The 19,589-nt window shown below is 73.6% G+C and carries 17 protein-coding genes; 12 read left to right on the top strand and 5 right to left on the bottom strand.

Annotated features, from left to right (window positions below; all coding sequences use genetic code 11):
• Nucleotides 1-105 precede the first annotated feature (105 nt).
• A complete protein-coding gene (locus J2X64_RS16795; protein ID WP_310156944.1) occupies nucleotides 106-693 on the top strand; it encodes a DinB family protein in 588 nt (195 codons plus the stop codon).
• 59 nt (nucleotides 694-752) lie between these two features.
• A complete protein-coding gene (locus J2X64_RS16790; RefSeq protein WP_310156942.1) occupies nucleotides 753-2,399 on the top strand; it encodes an MFS transporter in 1,647 nt (548 codons plus the stop codon).
• Here J2X64_RS16790 and J2X64_RS16785 read toward each other — a convergent pair.
• Nucleotides 2,379-3,320, bottom strand: coding sequence for a 5'-3' exonuclease (locus J2X64_RS16785; protein WP_310156940.1), 942 nt, complete (start codon nucleotides 3,318-3,320; stop codon nucleotides 2,379-2,381). The genes J2X64_RS16790 and J2X64_RS16785 overlap by 21 nt on opposite strands.
• A 38-nt stretch (nucleotides 3,321-3,358) precedes the next feature.
• Here J2X64_RS16785 and J2X64_RS16780 point away from each other — a divergent pair, with 38 nt between their 5' ends.
• Nucleotides 3,359-3,781 carry an Lrp/AsnC family transcriptional regulator gene (locus tag J2X64_RS16780; protein ID WP_310156938.1) on the top strand — a complete coding sequence of 141 codons (423 nt, stop codon included), beginning with the start codon at nucleotides 3,359-3,361 and terminating at the stop codon, nucleotides 3,779-3,781.
• Between the two features lie 36 nt (nucleotides 3,782-3,817).
• Here the strand turns inward: J2X64_RS16780 and ybaK are convergent, their stop codons facing one another.
• The 3 genes from ybaK to J2X64_RS16765 form a co-directional block, all read right to left on the bottom strand.
• Nucleotides 3,818-4,306 carry a Cys-tRNA(Pro) deacylase gene (gene ybaK / locus J2X64_RS16775; RefSeq protein ID WP_310156936.1) on the bottom strand — a complete coding sequence of 163 codons (489 nt, stop codon included), beginning with the start codon at nucleotides 4,304-4,306 and terminating at the stop codon, nucleotides 3,818-3,820.
• A gap of 23 nt (nucleotides 4,307-4,329) precedes the next feature.
• Nucleotides 4,330-4,926, bottom strand: a complete 597-nt coding sequence (locus J2X64_RS16770) for a biotin transporter BioY (RefSeq protein ID WP_310156935.1) — start codon at nucleotides 4,924-4,926, stop codon at nucleotides 4,330-4,332.
• Nucleotides 4,927-5,103: 177 nt separating this feature from the next.
• Nucleotides 5,104-6,540: a lysine 2,3-aminomutase gene (locus J2X64_RS16765; protein ID WP_310156934.1), complete on the bottom strand. Its 1,437-nt coding sequence runs from the start codon at nucleotides 6,538-6,540 to the stop codon at nucleotides 5,104-5,106.
• An 86-nt stretch (nucleotides 6,541-6,626) separates the two neighbouring features.
• On the opposite strand from J2X64_RS16765, the gene J2X64_RS16760 reads away from it, so the two are divergent.
• The 6 genes from J2X64_RS16760 (at nucleotide 6,627) to J2X64_RS16735 (ending at nucleotide 16,071) form a co-directional block, all read left to right on the top strand.
• A complete protein-coding gene (locus J2X64_RS16760; protein ID WP_310156933.1) occupies nucleotides 6,627-7,679 on the top strand; it encodes an L-erythro-3,5-diaminohexanoate dehydrogenase in 1,053 nt (350 codons plus the stop codon).
• 75 nt (nucleotides 7,680-7,754) lie between these two features.
• Nucleotides 7,755-10,214, top strand: coding sequence for a phosphoketolase family protein (locus J2X64_RS16755; RefSeq protein ID WP_310156932.1), 2,460 nt, complete (start codon nucleotides 7,755-7,757; stop codon nucleotides 10,212-10,214).
• A gap of 10 nt (nucleotides 10,215-10,224) precedes the next feature.
• Nucleotides 10,225-12,294, top strand: coding sequence for a phosphate acetyltransferase (gene pta / locus J2X64_RS16750; protein WP_310156931.1), 2,070 nt, complete (start codon nucleotides 10,225-10,227; stop codon nucleotides 12,292-12,294).
• A complete protein-coding gene (locus J2X64_RS16745; protein WP_310156930.1) occupies nucleotides 12,294-13,496 on the top strand; it encodes an acetate kinase in 1,203 nt (400 codons plus the stop codon). The genes pta and J2X64_RS16745 overlap by 1 nt, the downstream gene beginning before the upstream one ends.
• 9 nt (nucleotides 13,497-13,505) lie before the next feature.
• Entirely contained in the window at nucleotides 13,506-15,161 is a 1,656-nt protein-coding gene (locus J2X64_RS16740) for an amidohydrolase family protein (RefSeq protein WP_310156928.1), read from the top strand.
• Between the two features lie 4 nt (nucleotides 15,162-15,165).
• Nucleotides 15,166-16,071, top strand: coding sequence for a Gfo/Idh/MocA family oxidoreductase (locus tag J2X64_RS16735; protein ID WP_310156925.1), 906 nt, complete (start codon nucleotides 15,166-15,168; stop codon nucleotides 16,069-16,071).
• Here the strand turns inward: J2X64_RS16735 and J2X64_RS16730 are convergent.
• The gene (locus J2X64_RS16730; protein WP_310156923.1) at nucleotides 16,068-16,490 is read right to left on the bottom strand and encodes a ChaB family protein; all 423 of its coding nucleotides are present in this window, start codon (nucleotides 16,488-16,490) and stop codon (nucleotides 16,068-16,070) included. The genes J2X64_RS16735 and J2X64_RS16730 overlap by 4 nt on opposite strands.
• A gap of 152 nt (nucleotides 16,491-16,642) precedes the next feature.
• Here J2X64_RS16730 and J2X64_RS16725 point away from each other — a divergent pair, with 152 nt between their 5' ends.
• From J2X64_RS16725 to J2X64_RS16715, 3 genes are read left to right on the top strand one after another with little or no spacing between them, the layout of a single operon-like run.
• Nucleotides 16,643-18,241 (top strand): lysine 5,6-aminomutase subunit alpha, encoded by a 1,599-nt coding sequence (locus tag J2X64_RS16725; protein ID WP_310156921.1) that lies wholly within the window; start codon nucleotides 16,643-16,645, stop codon nucleotides 18,239-18,241.
• Nucleotides 18,238-19,089 (top strand): OAM dimerization domain-containing protein, encoded by an 852-nt coding sequence (locus J2X64_RS16720; RefSeq protein WP_310156919.1) that lies wholly within the window; start codon nucleotides 18,238-18,240, stop codon nucleotides 19,087-19,089. Before J2X64_RS16725 ends, J2X64_RS16720 begins: the two co-directional genes overlap by 4 nt.
• Nucleotides 19,086-19,481 (top strand): hotdog domain-containing protein, encoded by a 396-nt coding sequence (locus tag J2X64_RS16715; RefSeq protein WP_310156917.1) that lies wholly within the window; start codon nucleotides 19,086-19,088, stop codon nucleotides 19,479-19,481. Before J2X64_RS16720 ends, J2X64_RS16715 begins: the two co-directional genes overlap by 4 nt.
• Nucleotides 19,482-19,589 lie beyond the last annotated feature (108 nt).

Raw genomic sequence — 19,589 nt, 5'->3', positions numbered from 1 at the left:
ACCAGGGCTCGGCGACGCCGGCGGGGCGGCGGACGCGGTGGTGCCACCGGCCGCGGTGGTGTCACCGGCCGCGGTGGTGTCGCCGGACGGGGGTACGTTCGCCTGGTGAGCGACCTCCCGCCCCTGACCGGGTATGCCGCGGACCTGCACCGCTACCTGCAGCAGGGACGCGACGCCCTCATGCGCACCCTCGACGGGCTGGGGGAGTACGACGTCCGCAGGCCGCTGGTCCCCAGTGGCACGAACCTCCTCGGGCTGGTCAAGCACCTCGCCGGGGTCGAGCTCGCCTACCTCGTCGAGTCCGTGGGTCGCGAGGCGCCTGTGCTGCCGTGGAACGAGGACGGGTCCGTCTGGGAGTCGGCCGACCTGTGGGCGACGGCAGGGGAGTCGCGCGAGCACCTCGAGGGCCTGTACCGGCGGGCCTGGGCGCTCAGCGACGCCTCGCTGGCCGCGGTGCCCCTCGACGCCCCGGCCGAGGTGGCGTGGTGGCGCCCTGAGACACGGCACACGACCTTCGGCCACCTCGTCGTTCGGGTCGTCGCCGAGACGGCCCAGCACGCCGGCCACGCCGAGATCCTGCGCGAGACGCTCGACGGGCAGGCAGGGCGCGACCGCGACGCCCAGGGCGGCGCGGACTGGTGGGAGGCGTACGTCACGCGCATCCAGGCCGCTGCGGACACGTTCCGGGACTGAGCGCCGGACACGCACTTCCCCGGGTTGCCGGGTCCAGGGGCGCGACGGAGGGTGGGACGGTGAGCGACCCGGCACCCGCACCAGCGACCGACACCCCTGAGGCAGGCGGGACGGGCGACCGCCCGGACGCGTCGGGCCGGCAGGGGACGTCCGACGGTCCCGACCCGCGGCGCTGGCGGGCGCTGGCGGTCTGCCTCGTCGCAGGCTTCATGACGCTGCTCGACGTGAGCATCGTCAACGTGGCGCTCCCGTCGATCGAGCGCGGTCTCCACGCCCCGACGAGCGACCTGCAGTGGGTCGTGTCCGGCTACGCCCTCGCCTTCGGCCTGGCCCTCGTGCCGTCCGGCCGCATCGGGGACGCGACCGGGCGCCGGCGCATGTTCGTCGCGGGGGTCGTCGTGTTCGGCGTGGGCAGCCTCCTGTGCGGCCTCGCCACGGGCAGCGCCGTGCTCGTGGCCGCCCGGCTCCTGCAGGGCGTCGGCGGCGGGATGCTCAACCCGCAGGTGTCCGGCCTGATCCAGGAGCTGTTCCGGGGGGCCGAGCGCGGGCGCGCCTTCGGGATGCTCGGCGCGACCATCGGCCTGTCGACCGCGGTGGGCCCGGTCACCGGCGGCCTCATCATCTCCGCGGTCGGCCCCGGCACGGGCTGGCGCTGGGTCTTCTTCGTGAACCTCCCCGTCGTCGTGGCGGCGGTGGTCCTGGCGATGCGCTGGCTGCCCGCCCCGAGCGCCCGGGTGCGCAGGCGCGAGGACCTCGACCCGCTCGGGACGGTGCTGCTCGGGGCCGGCGTGCTGGCACTCCTGCTGCCCCTCGTCGAGACCGGCCACGGGCAGTCGGGCGGTCGCAGCGTCCCGGCCTGGTGGGCCGCGGTCGGGGCCGCCCTCGTGGTCGCGTTCGTCCTGTGGGAGAGGGCGTATGCCCGTCGTGGCCGCACGCCGCTGGTCGACCTGCGCCTGTTCGGGCTGCCCGGCTACTCCTCGGGCGCGGCCGTGGCCCTCGTGTACTTCTCGGCCTTCACCGGCATCTTCTTCGTCCTGACCATCTTCTTCCAGCGCGCCCTGCACTACTCGGCGCTGATGGCGGGCCTGGCGGTGACCCCGTTCGCGCTCGGGTCGGCGGTGACCTCGTTCGTCGGGGGTCGCCTCGTCGGCCGCTTCGGGCGCTCCCTGGTGACGGTGGGGCTCGCGCTCGTGGTCGCCGGGCTCGTGGGCGCCGCGGTCGTGCTCGACCACGCCCGCACCGGCACCGGTTGGTACCTCGCGGGTCCGCTGCTGGTCGCCGGGCTCGGCAGCGGCATGGTGATCTCGCCCAACGTCACGCTCACGCTGGCCGAGGTGCCCGTGGAGCAGGCCGGCACCGCCGGCGGCGTCCTGCAGACGGGGCAGCGGATCGGCACCGCCGCGGGCATCGCGCTGGTCGGCACCGTCTTCTTCACCCTGGTGAGCGACGGCAGCCCTTCCTCCGCGGCCTCGCGGGCGCTGCTCGTCGCGACCGGGCTGGCCGTCCTGGCCCTCCTGGCGAGTGCTGTCGACCTGCTGGCGCGTCGTCGCTCGGCGCGGGCCGACCGGCCGGGTCAGCGTGACGGGGAGGGCGAACCCGATCGCGGCGACCAGTCCGAGCACCCCGTCGCCGGGTCCCGGGCGGCGCCGTCGTCGGACGGGGGCGGGCGTGGACCGGCGCGGCGGTCAGCCCAGGCGGAGGGCTGACAGCAGGCGGTTGACCGAGCTCGTCACGCCGAACTCGCTGGCGACCCGGCTCAGCAGGGCCGGGTCGGCCACCTCCGTCGGCAGGCTCGTGTCTACGTGGGGGACCGGTGCGTCCGGTGCCACCTGGACGACCTTGGGCGCGACCTCGAGGTAGGCCGCGCCGGCCTCCAGGCGTGCGCGCTGGGCCCCCTTGAGGGCAGGGTCGCCCGCCTCGAGCGCCTCACGCAGGGCCGCCAGGGAGCCGTAGGTGGTGATGAGCTTCGCGGCGGTCTTCTCGCCGATGCCGGCCACCCCGGGCAGCCCGTCGCTGGTGTCGCCGCGCAGGACCGCCATGTCGGCGTACGACGGGCCGTCGGGGATGGCGTACTTGGCGAGGAGGAACGCCTGGTCGACGAGGTCGGGGTCGCGCACGCCGCCACGAGCCGTGTAGACCACGCGGACCCCGGCGGCGTCGTCGACGAGCTGGAACAGGTCGCGGTCTCCCGTCACGACGTCGACGGCCATCGACCCCTTGTGCCGCGCGGTGAGGGTCCCGATGACGTCGTCCGCCTCGTACCCGTCGGCGCCGAGCCGCGCGATGCCGAGTGCGGCGAGGGCATCCACGATGACCGGCACCTGGGGGGAGAGGTCGTCGGGGACCTGCTCCTCCTCCAGGCCGCCGTCGGCGAGGCGGTGCGTCTTGTAGGTCGGGATGGCGTCGACCCGGAACTGGGGGCGCCAGTCGTTGTCCCAGCACGCGACGAGGTGCGTGGGCTCGAACTGGGTCACCAGCGAGGCGAGCATGTCGAGGAAGCCGCGGATCGCGTTCGTGGGCGGCTGTCCCGGGTCCTTGCGCTGGTCCGGCACGCCGAAGAAGGCCCGGAAGTACAGCGAGGCGGAGTCGAGCAGCAGCAGTCGGCCAACGGAGCCCGGCGTGGTCATGCCGGACATGCTGCCACGGGCGCCTCTACGCTGTGCCTGTGGAAGACCTCGACCGTCGCATCGTCGACCTGCTGCGCACCGACGGCCGGATGAGCTACACCGACCTCGGCAAGGCCATGGGCCTGTCCACGTCCGCGGTGCACCAGCGGGTGCGCCGGCTGGAGGAGCGCGGTGTCATCAAGGGGTATGCCGCGGTCGTGGACCCCACCGCGCTCGACCTGCCGCTCACGGCATTCATCTCGATCACGCCCCTCGACCCGGCGGCACCGGACGACATCCCCGAACGGCTGCACGGCTTCCCCGAGCTGGAGGCGTGCCACTCGGTGGCCGGCGACGAGAACTACATCCTCAAGGCGAGGGTCCGCACGCCCGGCGACCTCGAGGAGCTGCTGGCGCGGGTCCGTGCCACGGCCAACGTGGCCACACGCACCACGGTCGTCCTCTCGACCCCCTGGGAGTAGCGGGGCCGCTGGATCTCGCTCTGCGTGCAGGCCGGATCAGCGGGCGATCGGGGCGAACGACCCGCCGGTGACCCGCACCAGGTCGGCGGGGTCGAGCGAGAGGTCGAGGCCGCGGCGACCGCCGGACACGTACACCCGGTCGAGCGAGGCGGCCGACTCGTCGACGACGGTGGGGAGCGGCCGCTTCTGGCCGACGGGGGAGATGCCGCCGACGACGTAGCCGGTGGACCGCTCGGCGGCAGCCGGGTCGGCCATCGCCACCTTCTTCAGGCCCAGGGCGGCTGCGACGGCCTTGAGGTCGAGGGTCCGGTCGACCGGCACCACCCCGACGGCAAGACCCCGCTCGCCCTGCACCAGCAGCGTCTTGAAGACGTGCGCGGGCGGGACGCCGAGGGCCTCGGCGGCCTCCAGCCCGTAGGACGGGGCGGCGGGGTCGTGCTCGTAGGGGTGCAGGTCGTACGCGACGCCGAGCCGGGTCAGCGCGGTGGTCGCCGGGGTGCCGGCGGCCTCACGACGCTTCGCCACGATCGGGTCGGGACGGGGACGGGTCAGCCGCGGCCGAAGCGGTTGACCAGCGACCACGTGGCCGGCAGGACACCCGCGGCGACGGCCGTCTTGATGAGGTCGCCGACGACGAAGGGGGTGAAGCCCAGCGCCAGGCCCTTGGCCAGGCCGACGTGGGCGAAGCTCATGAGCCAGCCGACACCGAGGACGTAGATGACGGCGTTGCCGAGCAGCATGGTCCCCGCGGTGCGCAGGACCGTGCGGTCACCGCCACGCTCGGCGAGCTTGCCGACGAGGGCCGCGGCCACGACGAAGCCGACGAGGTAGCCGAAGGAGGCGAACTGCCACCCCGACCGGCCCTCGGCGAACCAGCCGACACCGGCCATGCCGGCGGCGAGGTAGAGCAGCACGCTCAGGCCACCGCGGACGAGGCCGAGCGAGGCGCCGGTGAGCAGGACCGCGAAGGTCTGCAGGCTGAGCGGGACCGGGGTCCACGGCAGCGGGATCGAGGCCTGCGCTGACAGGGCGACGAGCCCGGTGCCGGCGAGGACGAGGACGGCGTCACGGACGAGCGACGCCTTGCCGGACACGGCGATGGCGTCGGCCAGGACACGCTTGCGGGGGAGGGCGATGGCAGTCACGGGAGCAACCTAGCGAACGGCCTGCACCACGCACACCGACGTCTCACGTCGACCACGTCACACCCTCGCGCGTCGCCGTCCAACCCCGGCACGCAAAACGGCAGTTGCTGACGGGAAACGGGGCTTGCGAACTGCCGTTTCGTGCCAGCAACTGCCGTGTTGCGGGGGGAGGGCCGGTCAGACGAGGGAGGCCTCGCGGCTCGCGGCCGCTGCCACGACCGCCGCCTCGTGGGCAGCCTCGTGGCCGCCCTGCTCGAGCCACCACCGCTGCCCCGACTCCGGGAGCGTGTAGATCGGGTCGTAGTAGACGTAGTCGCGCGACAGCGCCTCGGTGTCCGCACCCTCGATCGAGGTCCGGTAGTTCTTGCGCCAGAACGACATGCCCTTCTCGGTGTCGTACTGGTCGACCTGGTGCACCCAGCGCTTGCCCACGAACGGCACGTCGCAGACGATGCGCGGCGTCGAGAACCCGGGCAGGTAGCCCATGATCGAGTGCTGCAGGTGCTGGGCCTCGGCCAGCGACAGCCGCCAGTGCTCGGCGAACGGGATCATGTCGCACATGTAGAAGTAGTACGGCGTGATCATCGCGTCGTCGGCGAGGGCGAAGCACAGGTCGAGCAGCTGCTCGGGGGTGTCGTTGACGCCCCGCATGAGCACGCCCTGGTTGCGCACGTCGCGGACGCCGACCTCGAGCATGGTGCGGGCTGCCTCGGCCACCAGCGGCGTCACCGACTGGGCGTTGTTGACGTGGGTGTGGATCGCGAGCGACACGCCGCGGTCGTGCGCCTTCTTCGCGACGCGGCCGACGCCCTCGACGACGTCCGGCTGCAGCCAGTGCTGCGGCAGGCCCATGAGCGCCTTGGTCGCGAGCCGGATGTCGCGGATGTTGTCGATCTCGAGCAGCTTGTCGAGGAAGCCCTCGAGGTTCTTCCACGGCATGTTCGCCACGTCACCGCCGGAGACGACGACGTCGCGCACCTGCGGCGTCTGCTGCAGGTAGGCGAGCATCGCGGCATACCGGTCGACGGGCTTGCCCACGAGCTTGAGCTTGTCCACGACGGGCGTGGAGTTGCCGACGAGGTCCATGCGGGTGCAGTGCCCGCAGTACTGCGGGCAGGTCGGCAGCAGCTCGGCGAGCACCTTGGTGGGGTAGCGGTGGGTCAGCCCCTCGGCCACCCACATGTCGTGCTCGTGCAGGCTGTCGCGGGTCGCGTGCGGGTGCGACGGCCAGTCGGTGCGGCGGTCGCTGAAGACGGGGAGCATGTAGCGGCGCACCGGGTCGGCGTAGAACGCCCGGGTGAACTCCTCGCCGGCGGCCGGCATGGTGCCGTCGGTCGCCGGGACCATCGTGTTCATCATCTGCGGCGGGACGAGCATCGACATCGTGGCGCGCTCGGCCTGGTCACGCTCGAGGTCGGCGTAGAAGGCCTCGGTCAGCAGGTCGCCCATGAGCTCGCGCAGCTGGCGGACGTTCTTGACGCAGTGGACGCGCTGCCACTGGGCGCTGGCCCAGTCCTGCGCGGTGACGTCCTTCCACCCGGGCAGGCGGGTCCAGTCCGGCTCCACCAGCTCGCGGTGGCGGTACGCGTAGGGCTGCTCGATCGTCGCGCTCATGCATGGCAGGATACGGGAGAAGTTCCACCGAACACGACCAGTCACCGCAGTATTTGCGTCGCGTGTCGCTCTTGATGGGAGATTCTGTGCCGGACACCCCCTCGTCCCCGGTCGGCCTGCACCGCGTGCTCGAGCCCGCGGGGGCCTCGCTGCCCCAGGCGGCGCAGCGCCTCGACGCCCGCCCGGAGCTGTGGCCGGACGAGGTGCGCATCGCCGTCGAGACGCTCAACCTCGACGCCGCCTCCTATCGCCAGCTGCACGACAAGCACGCCGGCGACGGTGCGGCGATCCGGAGCGAGGTCCTCGACATCGTCGCCACCCGCGGCAAGATGCAGAACCCCGTCACCGGCTCCGGCGGCATGCTCATCGGCACCGTCGAGGAGGTCGGCCCCGAGTCGACCCTGGGCCTGGCACCGGGGGACCGGGTCGCGACCCTGGTCTCCCTCTCGCTGACGCCGCTGGTCCTCTCCGACGGCCTCGAGCGCTGGGACGGCAGCTCCGAGCGGGTCCCCGCCGCCGGGCACGCGATCCTCTTCGGCCGGTCGATCGCCGCGAAGCTGCCCGACGACCTCGGCCCGGACCTCGCCCTCATGGTGATGGACGTGTGCGGCGCACCTGCCCTCGTGTCGCGGGTGGTGGGGGAGTATGCCGCGAGCGGCCACGCGCCCACCGTGGTTGTCCTCGGCGGAGCCGGGAAGTCCGGCTCGCTGTCGCTCGCCGCTGCCGCCGAGGCGGGTGCCGGCCGGCGCATCGCCGTCGTCCCGGTGCAGCGCGAGGCGGACCTGCTCGCCGGCACCGGCCTCGCCGACGAGGTCGTCGTCGCCGACGCCCGCAGCCCGCTCGGTCTCTCCGAGGCCGTGGCCGCCGCCGGCGGCCCGGCTGACGTGACCGTGGTGTGCGTCGACGTGCCGGGGTGCGAGCAGCCCGCGATCCTCTCGACCGCCCAGGGCGGCACGATCATCTTCTTCTCGATGGCCACCAACTTCGCGGCGGCCGCGCTCGGCGCCGAGGGGGTCGCGGCCGACGTGCGGATGCTGGTGGGCAACGGCTACGTGCCCGGCCACGCGGCATACGCCCTCGACCTGCTGCGCGGCAACGACGCGGTGCGGGGCCTGTTCGAGTCCCGGCTGGACGACTGAGGCACATCCGCGACCTCGGGGGCAAGGTCCTCGGACCCGTGGACGCGCGCGCCGTCCCGTGGTCGGATGCGGGGTATGCCTGCTGACGTGACGCCGGGATACGCCGCGGAGGACCTCGAGCTCGACCTGCGGTGGTGGGCTGCGGCCAACTACCTCACGGTCGGGCAGATCTACCTGCGTGAGAACGCGCTGCTCACCGAGCCGCTCCGCGTGGAGCACACCAAGCCGCGCCTGCTCGGGCACTGGGGGACCAGTCCGGGGCTGTCGATGGTCTACGCCCTGGTCAACCGGCGGATCCGCGAGACCGGGTCGAGCTGGCTGTACGTCACCGGACCCGGCCACGGCGGCCCCGCCCTCGTGGCGGCGGCGTGGCTCGAGGGGACGTACTCGGAGGTCTACCCGAAGGTGGGCGACGACGCGGCGGGCGTGCTCCGCCTGTTCCGCCAGTTCTCCTCGCCCGGCGGCGTGCCCAGCCACGTCAGCGTGCAGACCCCGGGGAGCATCCACGAGGGCGGCGAGCTCGGGTACGCGCTCGTGCACGCGGCCGGCGCGGCGTTCGACCACCCCGACCTCGTCGTGGCGTGCGTCGTCGGCGACGGCGAGGCCGAGACCGGTCCGCTGGCCGCGTCCTGGCGGCTGCCGCACTTCCTCAACCCGCGCCGCGACGGCGCCGTCCTGCCGATCCTGCACCTCAACGGGTACAAGATCGCCGGCCCCACCGTGCTGGGGCGCACCGACGACGAGGACGTCGAGGCGTACCTGCGCAGCCAGGGCTGGGACCCGGTCGTCGTGGCGGGTGACGACCCGCGCGAGGTGTTCCCGGCGTTCCGGGAGGCGCTGGCCGCGGCGCACGACCGGATCCGGGAGATCCAGGCCGCCGCCCGCGGGGGAGCGGCGCAGGACGGCGCGCGCTCCGACGAGGACGGCCGCGGGAGCGACCTGGGGGACCACCGGGCCGCGTGGCCGGCCATCGTGCTCCGCACCCCCAAGGGATGGACCGGCCCCGCCGTCGTCGACGGCAGGCAGGTCGAGGGCACCAACCTCGCCCACCAGGTGCCGCTCGCCGGCCTGGCCGAGAACCCCGAGCACCTGCGGATGCTCGAGGAGTGGATGCGCGGCTACCGGCCGGACGAGCTCTTCGACGGCGACGGCCGGCTCGTCCCCGAGCTGCGGGCGCTCGCCCCCGAGGGCGACCTGCGCATGTCGGCGACGCCCTACGCCAACGGCGGCCGGCTGCGCACGCCGCTGCCGATGCCGGAGCTGTCGGCGTACGAGGTGCAGGTCAGCCCCGACGGCCGTGGCCGGGAGATGGTCGAGAACACCATCACGACCGGTCGCCTCCTGCGCGACCTGTATGCCGCGACGGCCCGCCCGGACGGTGGCGGCACCTTCCGGCTGTTCTCCCCGGACGAGACGGCGAGCAACCGGCTGCAGCCGGTCTTCGAGGTGACCGACCGGTGCTTCATGGGGCCGCTGCGCGAGACCGACGACCACCTCGGGCCCGACGGCCGGGTCATGGAGGTGCTGAGCGAGCACCTGTGCCAGGGCTGGCTGGAGGGGTACCTGCTGTCCGGGCGGCACGGGATGTTCGCGACGTACGAGGCGTTCGCCATGGTCTCGGCCTCGATGGCGGTGCAGCACGTGAAGTGGCTGCAGCACGCGCAGGAGCTGCCGTGGCGCGAGTCGGTGTCCTCGCTCAACATCCTGCTGACGTCCACCTGCTGGCGCAACGACCACAACGGGTTCTCCCACCAGGGCCCCGGGCTCATCGACTGCCTGCTGCCGCTGGCGCCCGGCGTCGTCCGGGTCTGGCTGCCGCCGGACGCCAACACCGCCCTGTGGATCGCCGAGCACTGCCTGTCGGGCACCGACCACGTCAACCTCATCGTCGTCGACAAGCAGAAGCACCTGCAGTACCTCTCGCTCGAGGAGGCCGCCCGGGCCTGCTCGGCCGGTGCGTCGATGTGGGACTGGGCCAGCACCTGCGGCCCCGACGACGACCCCGACATCGTGCTGGCCTGCGCCGGCGACGTGCCGACCCAGGAGGCGCTCGCCGCCGCGGACCTGCTGCGCGAGCACGTGCCCGACCTCAAGGTGCGGTTCGTCAACGTCATCGACCTGATGACGCTGATCCCGGAGAACGACCACCCCAACGGGTTCTCCGACAGCCACTTCGAGGACGTCTTCACCCCCGAGCGGCACGTCGTCTTCGCGTTCCACGGCTACCCGCGCGCGATCCACCAGCTCATCCACGGCCGCGCCAACCCGGGTCGCTTCCACGTCCGCGGGTTCAGCGAGCAGGGCACCACCACGACGCCGTTCGACATGGTCGTGCTCAACCGGATGAGCCGCTTCCACCTCGCCAAGGAGGTCCTGCGGCGGGCGCGGACCCGGCCGCCGGGGTGGCGCGAGCTCAAGGACCTGTGCGACCAGCGGCTGGCCGAGCACGAGTCGTACATCCGCGAGAACCTCGCCGACCTGCCCGATGTCGCGAGCTGGACCTGGCAGGGGGCGTCAGACACCCCCGCCGGGTAGGTTCGGCGCCATGCCGAGCAGCATCTACCTCGCCGGGACGGAGGCGCGGTCGGGCAAGTCCGCCGTGGCGGTCGGGCTGCTGCACCGGCTCGCCCGGCGCGCGGGCCGCGTCACCGTCTTCCGGCCCGTGGTCCGCGCGGGCGAGACCGACGTGCTCGTGGAGACGCTGCTCTCGCTGCTGCCGGCCACGACCACGACGGCGGAGCTTGCCTGCGGGGTGACCTACGACGAGGTGCACGCCGACCCCGACCGCGCGATGAGCACCATCGTGGACCGGTTCCACGAGGTGGCGCGCGACCACGACACGGTGCTCGTCGTGGGGTCGGACTTCACCGACGTGGCCGCCCCGACCGAGTTCGCCGTGAACGCGCGCATCGCGGCCAACCTCGGGGCGCGGATGCTGCTCGTCGAGCCCGCCGTCGGGCGCGACCCCGAGGACGTGGCCACCACCGCGGAGCTCGCCATCACCGCGGCCCGCGAGCAGCACGCCCACGTGGCGGGGGTCGTCGCCAACCAGGTGCCGCCCGACCGCCTGGCGCAGACCGCCGAGGTGCTGGGCCGGCGGGTCGCCCCCGCCTCGGTGCACGTCCTGCCCGAGACGCCGCTGCTGCGCGCACCCACCGTCCGCGACCTCCTCGAGGCGTGCGGGGGCACCGTCGTGCACGGCGACGACAACCTGCTCGACCGCGAGTGCCTGGGCCTGGTCGTGGCCGCCATGACCATGCCGCACGTGCTCGACCGCCTGATCGAGGGCGGCGTCGTCATCGTCCCCGGCGACCGGGAGGACGTCGTCCTGGGCACCCTGCTCGCCCACCGTTCCAGCACCTTCCCCTCGCTCTCCGGGCTCGTGCTCAACGGCGGGTTCGCCCTCACGCCGCAGGTGCGCCGGCTCATCGAGGGCCTCGACGTGCGGCTCCCGGTGATCGCGAGCGAGGGCGGGACGATGACGACCGCCACCGCCCTCGGCGAGGCCCAGGGGCGGATCACCGCCGACGCGACGCGCAAGGTCGAGGCCGCAGTGGCCCTGGTCGACGACGCCTTCGGGCCCGAGGACTGGCCCGGCCTGCCGTCCCACCCGGGCGACGGCGAGGGTGCCGTCACGCCGCTCATGTTCGAGCACCAGCTCGTGGAACGGGCCCGGGCGTCCGGGTCGCACATCGTCCTGCCGGAGGGGACCGAGCCGCGCATCCTGCTCGCGACCGAGCGGGTCCGCAGCGCGGGCATCGCCCGCATCACGCTGCTCGGCGACCCCGAGGAGGTGCACGACGCCGCGAGGGCCGCCGGTGTCGACCTCATCGGCGTCGACGTGGTCGACCCGCTGACGAGCCCGTGGCGGGTGCGCTTCGCCCGGGAGTACGCAGCGCTGCGCGCCCACAAGGGCGTCACGCTGGACCAGGCGCTCGACCTCGTGGCGGACGGCGCCTACTTCGGGACGATGATGGTCCACGACGGGCTGGCGGACGGCATGGTCTCGGGCTCGGTCACCACGACGGCCCACACGATCCGCCCCGCACTGGAGGTCGTACGGACCGCCCCCGGCGTCCACATCGTCTCCAGCGTGTTCCTCATGTGCCTCGCGGACCGGGTGCTCATCTACGGCGACTGCGCGGTCAACCCCGACCCGACCGCCGAGCAGCTCGCCGACATCGCGATCTCCTCGGCCCGCACGGCGCAGCGGTTCGGGATCGAGCCGCGCGTGGCGATGCTGTCGTACTCCACCGGCGGATCCGGCACCGGAGCCGACGTCGAGAAGGTGCGCGCCGCGACGGCACTGGTGCGCGAGCGCGAGCCGGACCTGCTCGTCGAGGGGCCGATCCAGTACGACGCCGCGGTCGACCCGCACGTGGCTGCCACCAAGCTCGAGGGCAGCACCGTCGCGGGCCGGGCCACCGTGCTCGTCTTCCCCGACCTCAACACCGGCAACAACACCTACAAGGCCGTCCAGCGCAGCGCGTCGGCCGTCGCCATCGGGCCGGTCCTGCAGGGCCTCAACCGCCCGGTCAACGACCTGTCCCGAGGTGCCCTCGTGCGCGACATCGTCAACACCATCGCCATCACCGCGATCCAGGCCGGCGACTGATGGCCGGCAACCGGGTGCTGGTCCTCAACGCCGGCTCCTCGTCCCTGAAGTACCAGGTCGTCGACGGGGCGAGCGGCGAGACGGCCGCGACCGGCCTCGTCGAGCGGATCGGCGGCGACGGGCACCTGCGGCACACCGCGGGGGACGGGACGCACGAGCAGGACGTGTCCGTGCCCGACCACGCCGCCGCGCTCGCGGCCGCCCAGCAGGCGCTGCGGGACCACGGCCCGGACCTCGACGCCGAGCCGCCCGTCGCCATCGGCCACCGCGTCGTGCACGGCGGTGCCCGGTTCAGCGAGCCGGTCCTCGTCGACGACCGCGTCCTCCAGGCGGTCCGCAACCTGGCCCCGCTGGCGCCCCTGCACAACCCCGCCAACCTCGAGGGCATCGAGACCGCGCTGCGCGCCTTCCCGGACGTGCCCCAGGTGGCCGTCTTCGACACCGCCTTCCACCAGACGCTGCCGCCGTACGCCCACACGTATGCCGTGCCCCGCGAGTGGCGCGAGCGGCACCGTGTCCGCCGCTACGGCTTCCACGGGACGTCGTTCGCGTTCGTCTCGCGTCGCGCCTGCGAGGTCCTCGGGAGCGACCCGGGCGACACCAACCTCGTCGTGCTCCACCTCGGCAACGGCGCGAGCGCGTGCGCCGTCGAGGGCGGACGAAGCGTCGACACGTCGATGGGGCTGTCGCCGCTCGAGGGCCTGGTCATGGGCACCCGGCCCGGCGACCTCGACCCGGCCCTGGGCGCCTACCTGTCCCGCGCCGCGGGCCTGGACGCGACGGCATACGACAAGGCGCTCAACCACGAGAGCGGGCTCAAGGGCCTCACCGGCATCGCCGACCTGCGCGAGGTCGAGCAGCGCCGGGAGTCCGGGGACGCGGACGCCGCCCTCGCCTTCGACGTCATGGTGTACCGGCTGCGCAAGTACGTCGGGGCGTATGCCGCGGCCCTCGGCCGGGTCGACGCGATCGTCTTCACCGGCGGCATCGGCGAGCACAGCGCAGCCGTGCGCGCTGCGGTCCTGGGCCGGCTCGACGTCCTCGGCGTCGAGCTGGACACCGCCGCCAACGACGACGGCCCCGCCGAGCGCGTGGTCACCACGCCGGGGAGCCGGGTCGTCGGGCTGGTCGTCCCGACCAACGAGGAGCTGGAGATCGCGCGCGCCTGCCTCACCGTCCTGGGGGAGCGGGCCGGCGCATAGGGTGCAGCCGTGACCACCCTGTACCGCGGCGGATTCGTCTACACCCCCATCGACCCCTTCGCGAACGCGATGGTCGTCGACGACGCGACCGGCACCATCGCCTGGATCGGCGGCGACGACGCGGCGGCCGTGCACGCGGACGCCGTCGACGAGGTCGTCGAGCTCGACGGGGCGCTCGTCACGCCCGCCTTCGTCGACGCCCACGCCCACCTGTCGCAGACGGGGGCGGGCCTGCGCGGGGTGGACCTCGGCACCGCCCGCAGCGTGGCCGAGGCCCTGAGCCGGGTCGAGGACGCCGCCCGCCGCGACCGCGGACGGCCGGTCTACGCCCCCAACTGGGACCAGGGGAACTGGGCGGACGGACGCCCGCACACCGCTGCCGAGCTCGACCGGGCCACCTACGGCGGCGTCGTCTACAGCCCCCGCGTCGACGGCCACTCCGCGGTCATCTCCTCCGCGCTCGCGGCCGCGTGCGGTGCCCGCGACCTGCCGGGGTGGGAGGGCGACGGCCTCGTCACCCGCGACGCCCACCACGCCGCCCGCGAGGCGTTCAACGCCGCGGTCACCCCGGCCCAGCGGCAGGCCGACATCGACCTGGCCCTGCGCACCGCCGCCGCTGCCGGCATCGGCCTGGTCCACGAGAACGGCGGCCGAACCCTGTCGGGCACGGACGACTTCGCCGAGGTGCTGGCCGCGGGGGAGCGCGGCGACGGCCCGCAGACGATCGGCTACTGGGCCCAGCTGGTGTCCGACGAGCAGGAGGCCCGCGACGTCGCCGCCCTGCGCGGCGCGCACGGCCTCGCCGGCGACCTCAACATCGACGGCTCCGTCGGGTCGCGCACCGCGCACCTGCGCCGGCCCTACGCCGACCGCGAGGGGCACGCCGGCAACGCCTACCTCACCGTCGAGCAGGTGCGCGACCACGTCGCCGCCTGCTCGCTCGCCGGGCTGCAGGCCGGCTTCCACGTGATCGGCGACGCCGGCGTCGACACCGCCGTGGCCGGCTTCGAGGCGGCTGCCGAGCTCGTGGGGGCACCGGTCGTGACCCGCGCCCGGCACCGCCTCGAGCACCTCGAGATGGTCTCGCGGGACGGCATCGAGCGCCTGGCCCGCCTCGGCGTCTCGGCCTCCGTCCAGCCTGCCTTCGACGCCTTCTGGGGCGGGGACTCCGGCATGTATGCCGCGCGGCTGGGCGCCGACCGCGTCCACGGCCGGGGCGAGGGCGACGCCGGGCCGATGAACCCGTTCGCCTGGATGATGGCCGCCGGGATGACCGTCGCGCTGGGGTCCGACTCGCCGGTCACCCCGTTCGCGCCGTGGGAGGCCGTGCGCGCCTGCGTCAACCACCACGACGAGTCCCAGCGGGTCTCGGCCCGCTCCGCCTTCCTGGCCCACACCCGTGGTGGATGGCGGGCCGCCGGCTTCGACGACCGTGGCTACCTCGACCTGGGCCTGCCGGCGACGTTCGCGGTCTGGCAGGTGGGCGACCTCGTCGTCCAGGCTCCCGACGACCGCATCCAGACCTGGTCCACCGACCCCCGGTCGGGCACGCCCGGGCTGCCGGACCTCTCGCCGGGCGCCCCGCTGCCGGTGTGCCTGCGCACGTCCGTCCGCGGGCGCGTCGTGCACGACACCGGGGCGCTCGCCCCCTCGACCGCGGGCTGACCCGGTGCGGGTCGGCGTCGTCGGGGCGGGCGGCATCGCAGTGCCCCACGTGCGGGCCTGGCAGGCACTCGGCGCCCACGTCGTGGTCCACTCCCGTCGTCCGCCGACCGCGTTCGCCGAGCGCCACGGCACGGCGGTGGCCGGCGACCTGGCTGATCTCCTCGCAACCAGCGACCTGGTCGACGTCTGCTCGCCCACCGACACCCACGAGGAGGTCGTGCTGGCCGCCGTGGCAGCCCGCCGACCCGTCATCTGCGAGAAGCCGCTGGCCCGCACGGCGCACGGCGCGCAGTCGTTGGTCGACGCGGCCCGGCAGGCGGGGGTGCCGCTCCTGCCCGCCCACGTCGTGCGCTGGTTCCCCGCGTACGACGCGCTCCGTGCCCGGCTGTCCACCGGGGACCTCGGCGTCGTGGACCACGCGCGGTTCACCCGTCACGTCCAGGCTCCGCCGGACGACAGCTGGTTCCACGACGTCGCCCGGTCCGGGGGAGTGGTGCTCGACCTGATGCTGCACGACCTCGACCAGGCGCTGTGGCTCTTCGGACCGGTGCGCGAGGTGGCGGCGCGGTCCCTCGACCCCCGGCAGCGGTCGGTCCGGGCGGTCCTGGCGCATGAGTCAGGCGTCACGACCACGGTCGAGGCCACCTGGGGGCCGCCGGGCACGCCGTTCTCGACGACGTACGCCGTCGGGGGCTCCCGGGGAACTGCCGCGTACGACACGACCACCGACGACGAGGCCACCGACGACGAGTTCGCCGACGCCGACCCCTACCTGCGCCAGGCCCGCGAGCTGCGCGACCACGTGCTCACCGGGGCGCCCGCCAGGGTCACCGCCGACGACGGCGTGGCCGCGGTCGCCCTCGCCGAGCGCGTCCTCGAGCGGCTGCCCCTCCTAGGCCCCGCGGGCTAGTCGCCGCGCGCGTGTGCGGAGGCCCGGTCGTTGGCCCTCTGCAGCGCCTCGACCAGCTCGGCCTTGGTCATCCGGGAACGACCCCGGACGTCGAGCCGCCGCGCGAGATCGAGCAGGTGCTCCTTCGTGGCGTTGGCGTCGACGCCACCCGCCGTCGGCGCGGACCAGCCGTACCCCTGCTCGGCGTGCGCGTCGGACGGCCCGTACTCCTCCTTGGGCTCCCAGTGGTCGCCGACCTTCTCGTGCGTGTGCTTCAGGGCCGCGTAGGCCGTGCGCTGCGCGCGCTCCTCGCTGTCGTACTGCTCCGCCGCCGAGTCGTACGTCTGCGCGTAGGTGTCCTTGGCCTTCTGGTCCGAGCGCTGCAGCGTGCTCGGCAGCTCGCTCTCCTTCGCCCGTCCCGACCTCGTCGTCTTCGGCACGACCGCCTCCCGTCCCGCCGCTCGGTGCGGCGTCACGCCCAGCATCGCCGCGGCCGCCGGAACTGGCGACCCGGAGCGGGGCACAGCCTGAGGATTTGCGGCCTACGAGCGTACTGGCCGGAAATCCTGTGCTCCACTGCTAGATTCGGCGCGTGTCCTCCCGCGTGAAGCCCGTCCTCGACCTCGACCCCGCCACCGTCCGGAAGGCCCGCTCCCTGGCCCGCAAGGCCGGCCGCCCGGTCGTCCGGATGGCCCAGGAACACACCACCGTGTCGGTGGAGCGCGCGACCCTGCGCCTGGCGGGGCTCGCCGGCGCCGACCACGAGCGCGTGCCCTGGGTCAACCACCTCGTCGACCGGGTGCGTGCGGACGTCGGCCTCGAGCACGGCGTCACGACCCCCGTCTTCGACGCCCTGCGGCGAGGCGAGGCCGAGGACCTGCTGACCCTCGCCCAGAAGTCGGCCAGCGGCTCGGTGAGCTTCCGGCTCCCGGAGGGCCGCGAGGCCACCCGCGCGCAGAAGGCCGCCCGCTCGGCCGTCGCACGCGGCATACGCACCATCGACCGGCAGCGGGCCACGCGCGACCGGCTCATCCGCCGCCACGGCGACCCCGAGCAGCGGCCGTGGATCTACCTCATCGTCGCCACCGGCGACATCTACGAGGACATCCCGCAGGCCCAGGCCGCTGCCCGCGAGGGCGCGGACATCATCGCCGTCATCCGCTCCACCGGGCAGTCCCTGCTCGACTACGTGCCGGAGGGCGCCACCCGCGAGGGGTATGCCGGCACGTACGCCACGCAGGAGAACTTCCGCCTCATGCGCGCGGCCCTCGACGAGACGTCCAAGGAGCTCGGCCGCTACATCCGGCTCACCAACTACGCGTCCGGGCTGTGCATGCCGGAGATCGCCACGCTGGCCGGGCTCGAGCGACTCGACATGATGCTCAACGACTCGATGTACGGGATCCTCTTCCGCGACATCAACCCGGTCCGCACCTTCGTCGACCAGCGGTTCAGCCGCCAGATCCACGCCCGGGCCGGGATCATCATCAACACCGGCGAGGACAACTACCTCACCACGGCCGACGCCGTCGAGGCCGCGCACACGGTCACCGTGAGCCAGCTGCTCAACGAGTACTTCGCCAAGGAGGCCGGGCTCGAGGACTGGCAGCTCGGCCTGGGCCACGCGTTCGAGATCAACCCCGACCTGCCCGACAGCTTCCGGATGGAGCTCGCCCACGCGCTGCTCGCCCGGCAGCTGTTCCCGGACGCGCCGTTGAAGTGGATGCCACCGACCAAGCACATGACAGGCGACGTGTTCCGCGGCTACCTGCTCGACGGGTTCTTCAACCTCGTGGGTGCCATGACCGGCCAGGGGATCCTGCTCGTCGGGATGATGACCGAGGCCGTCGTGACGCCGTTCCTGTCCGACCGCGACCTCGCCCTGCAGAACGTGCGCTACGTGCTCAACGCGGCCGGCGGCCTCACCGAGGACTTCCACCCGCCGAGGGACGGCTTCATCCAGACGCGCGCCCGCCAGGTGCTGGGGGAGGCCGTCGACCTGCTCGACCAGATCGTCTCCGACAGCGACACCGCCGGGGACCCGCCGCTGCTGGCCGCGATCGCCGACGGCACCTTCGGCCTCATGAAGCGGCCTGCCGACCGGGGCAAGGGCCTGGACGGCGTGGTGCGACGGGCCGAGGGCTACGACAACCCGGCCGTGACCCTGCTCGAGACGGGGGAGACCAAGTGAGCGCCTCGACGACCGACAGCGCGATGCCGCTCGACCCGACCCCGACCCGCCGCTCGCGCGCGGCGCACGAGGCGCTGGCCGGGGGATCGGACACGGTCCGGCGGACGCCCGACATCGTCCGCCCCTACGGCGACACCACCGGCGACGGGATGGTGCAGGTGTCCTTCACCCTGCCTGTGCCGCACGACAAGCGCGCCGAGGGCGCCGCCCTGCAGCTCGCGGCGAAGATGGGCCTCGAGCCGGCCCTGCTCGTGCACGCCAAGGCCATGGGCCCGGACTTCACCTTCTTCGTCGTCTACGGCAGCGTGAAGCACCTCGTCGACCTGCGCGAGGTCGAGGTGGTCGAGCGCGAGTTCCCGCTGCTGAGCCCCAAGGAGGTCAACGCGGCGATCAAGTCCCGGCTCCGGCGCAAGCTCGTCGTCGTCGGCGCCTGCATCGGCACCGACGCCCACACGGTCGGGATCGACGCGATCCTCAACATCAAGGGCTTCGCGGGGGAGAAGGGCCTGGAGTACTACCGCGAGGTCAAGGTGGTGAACCTCGGCGCCCAGGTCCTCGTGCCCGAGCTCGTGGCGCGGGCCCGCGCGGAGAAGGCCGACGCCGTCATGGTCAGCCAGGTCGTGACCCAGAAGGACGCCCACATCCACAACACCACCGCGATGAGCGCCGCCTTCCGCGAGGCCTACCCGGCCGGGCAGGTCCCCCTGCTCGTCGTGGGCGGCCCCCGGTTCGAGGAGGGGTCGGCCCAGCGCCTGGGCGTCGACCGCATCTTCGGCCGCGGCACCACCCCCGGCGAGGTGGCCAGCTACCTCGTGCACGCCCTCGCCCAGCCCAAGGAGAAGCGATGACCAGCCCCGAGGTCGGCACGACCGTCACCCACCGCCGCTATGTCCCGTACTCGCACGCCCACTACGCCGGAAACCTCGTCGACGGGGCGTACTCGCTGGCCGCGTTCGGGGACGTCGCGACCGAGATGTGCATCCGCACCGACGGGGACGAGGGCCTGTTCGCCAGCTACTCCGACGTCCAGTTCAAGGCACCCGTCCGCGCGGGCGACGTCATCGAGATCGAGGCCCGGCTCGTCCGGGCCGGCACCCGCAGCCGCGAGATGGAGTTCGAGGTCCGGGTGGTGGGGCGTGGGGCGCCGGAGCGGGGCGAGTCCGCGGCCGACGTCCTCGACCCGCCGGTCGTGGCGACGACCGCCCGCGGCGTCGTGGTGGTCCCTCCCCGGGCGGGGTGACCACTCCTCGGACAGCGTGGTCGGCGTGTCGCGCCCCGACACGCCGACCTGACAGATTCTTTACGGGGATCCTCTGACGCACAAGGGAATTGGCGCAACCGCACGACC

This window comes from Phycicoccus sp. 3266, assembly GCF_031456495.1.
In the GTDB taxonomy this organism is placed as follows: Bacteria; Actinomycetota; Actinomycetes; order Actinomycetales; family Dermatophilaceae; genus Pedococcus.
Note: the sequence above shows the minus strand (reverse complement) of the source record. Positions and strands in the feature narration are given on the sequence as shown.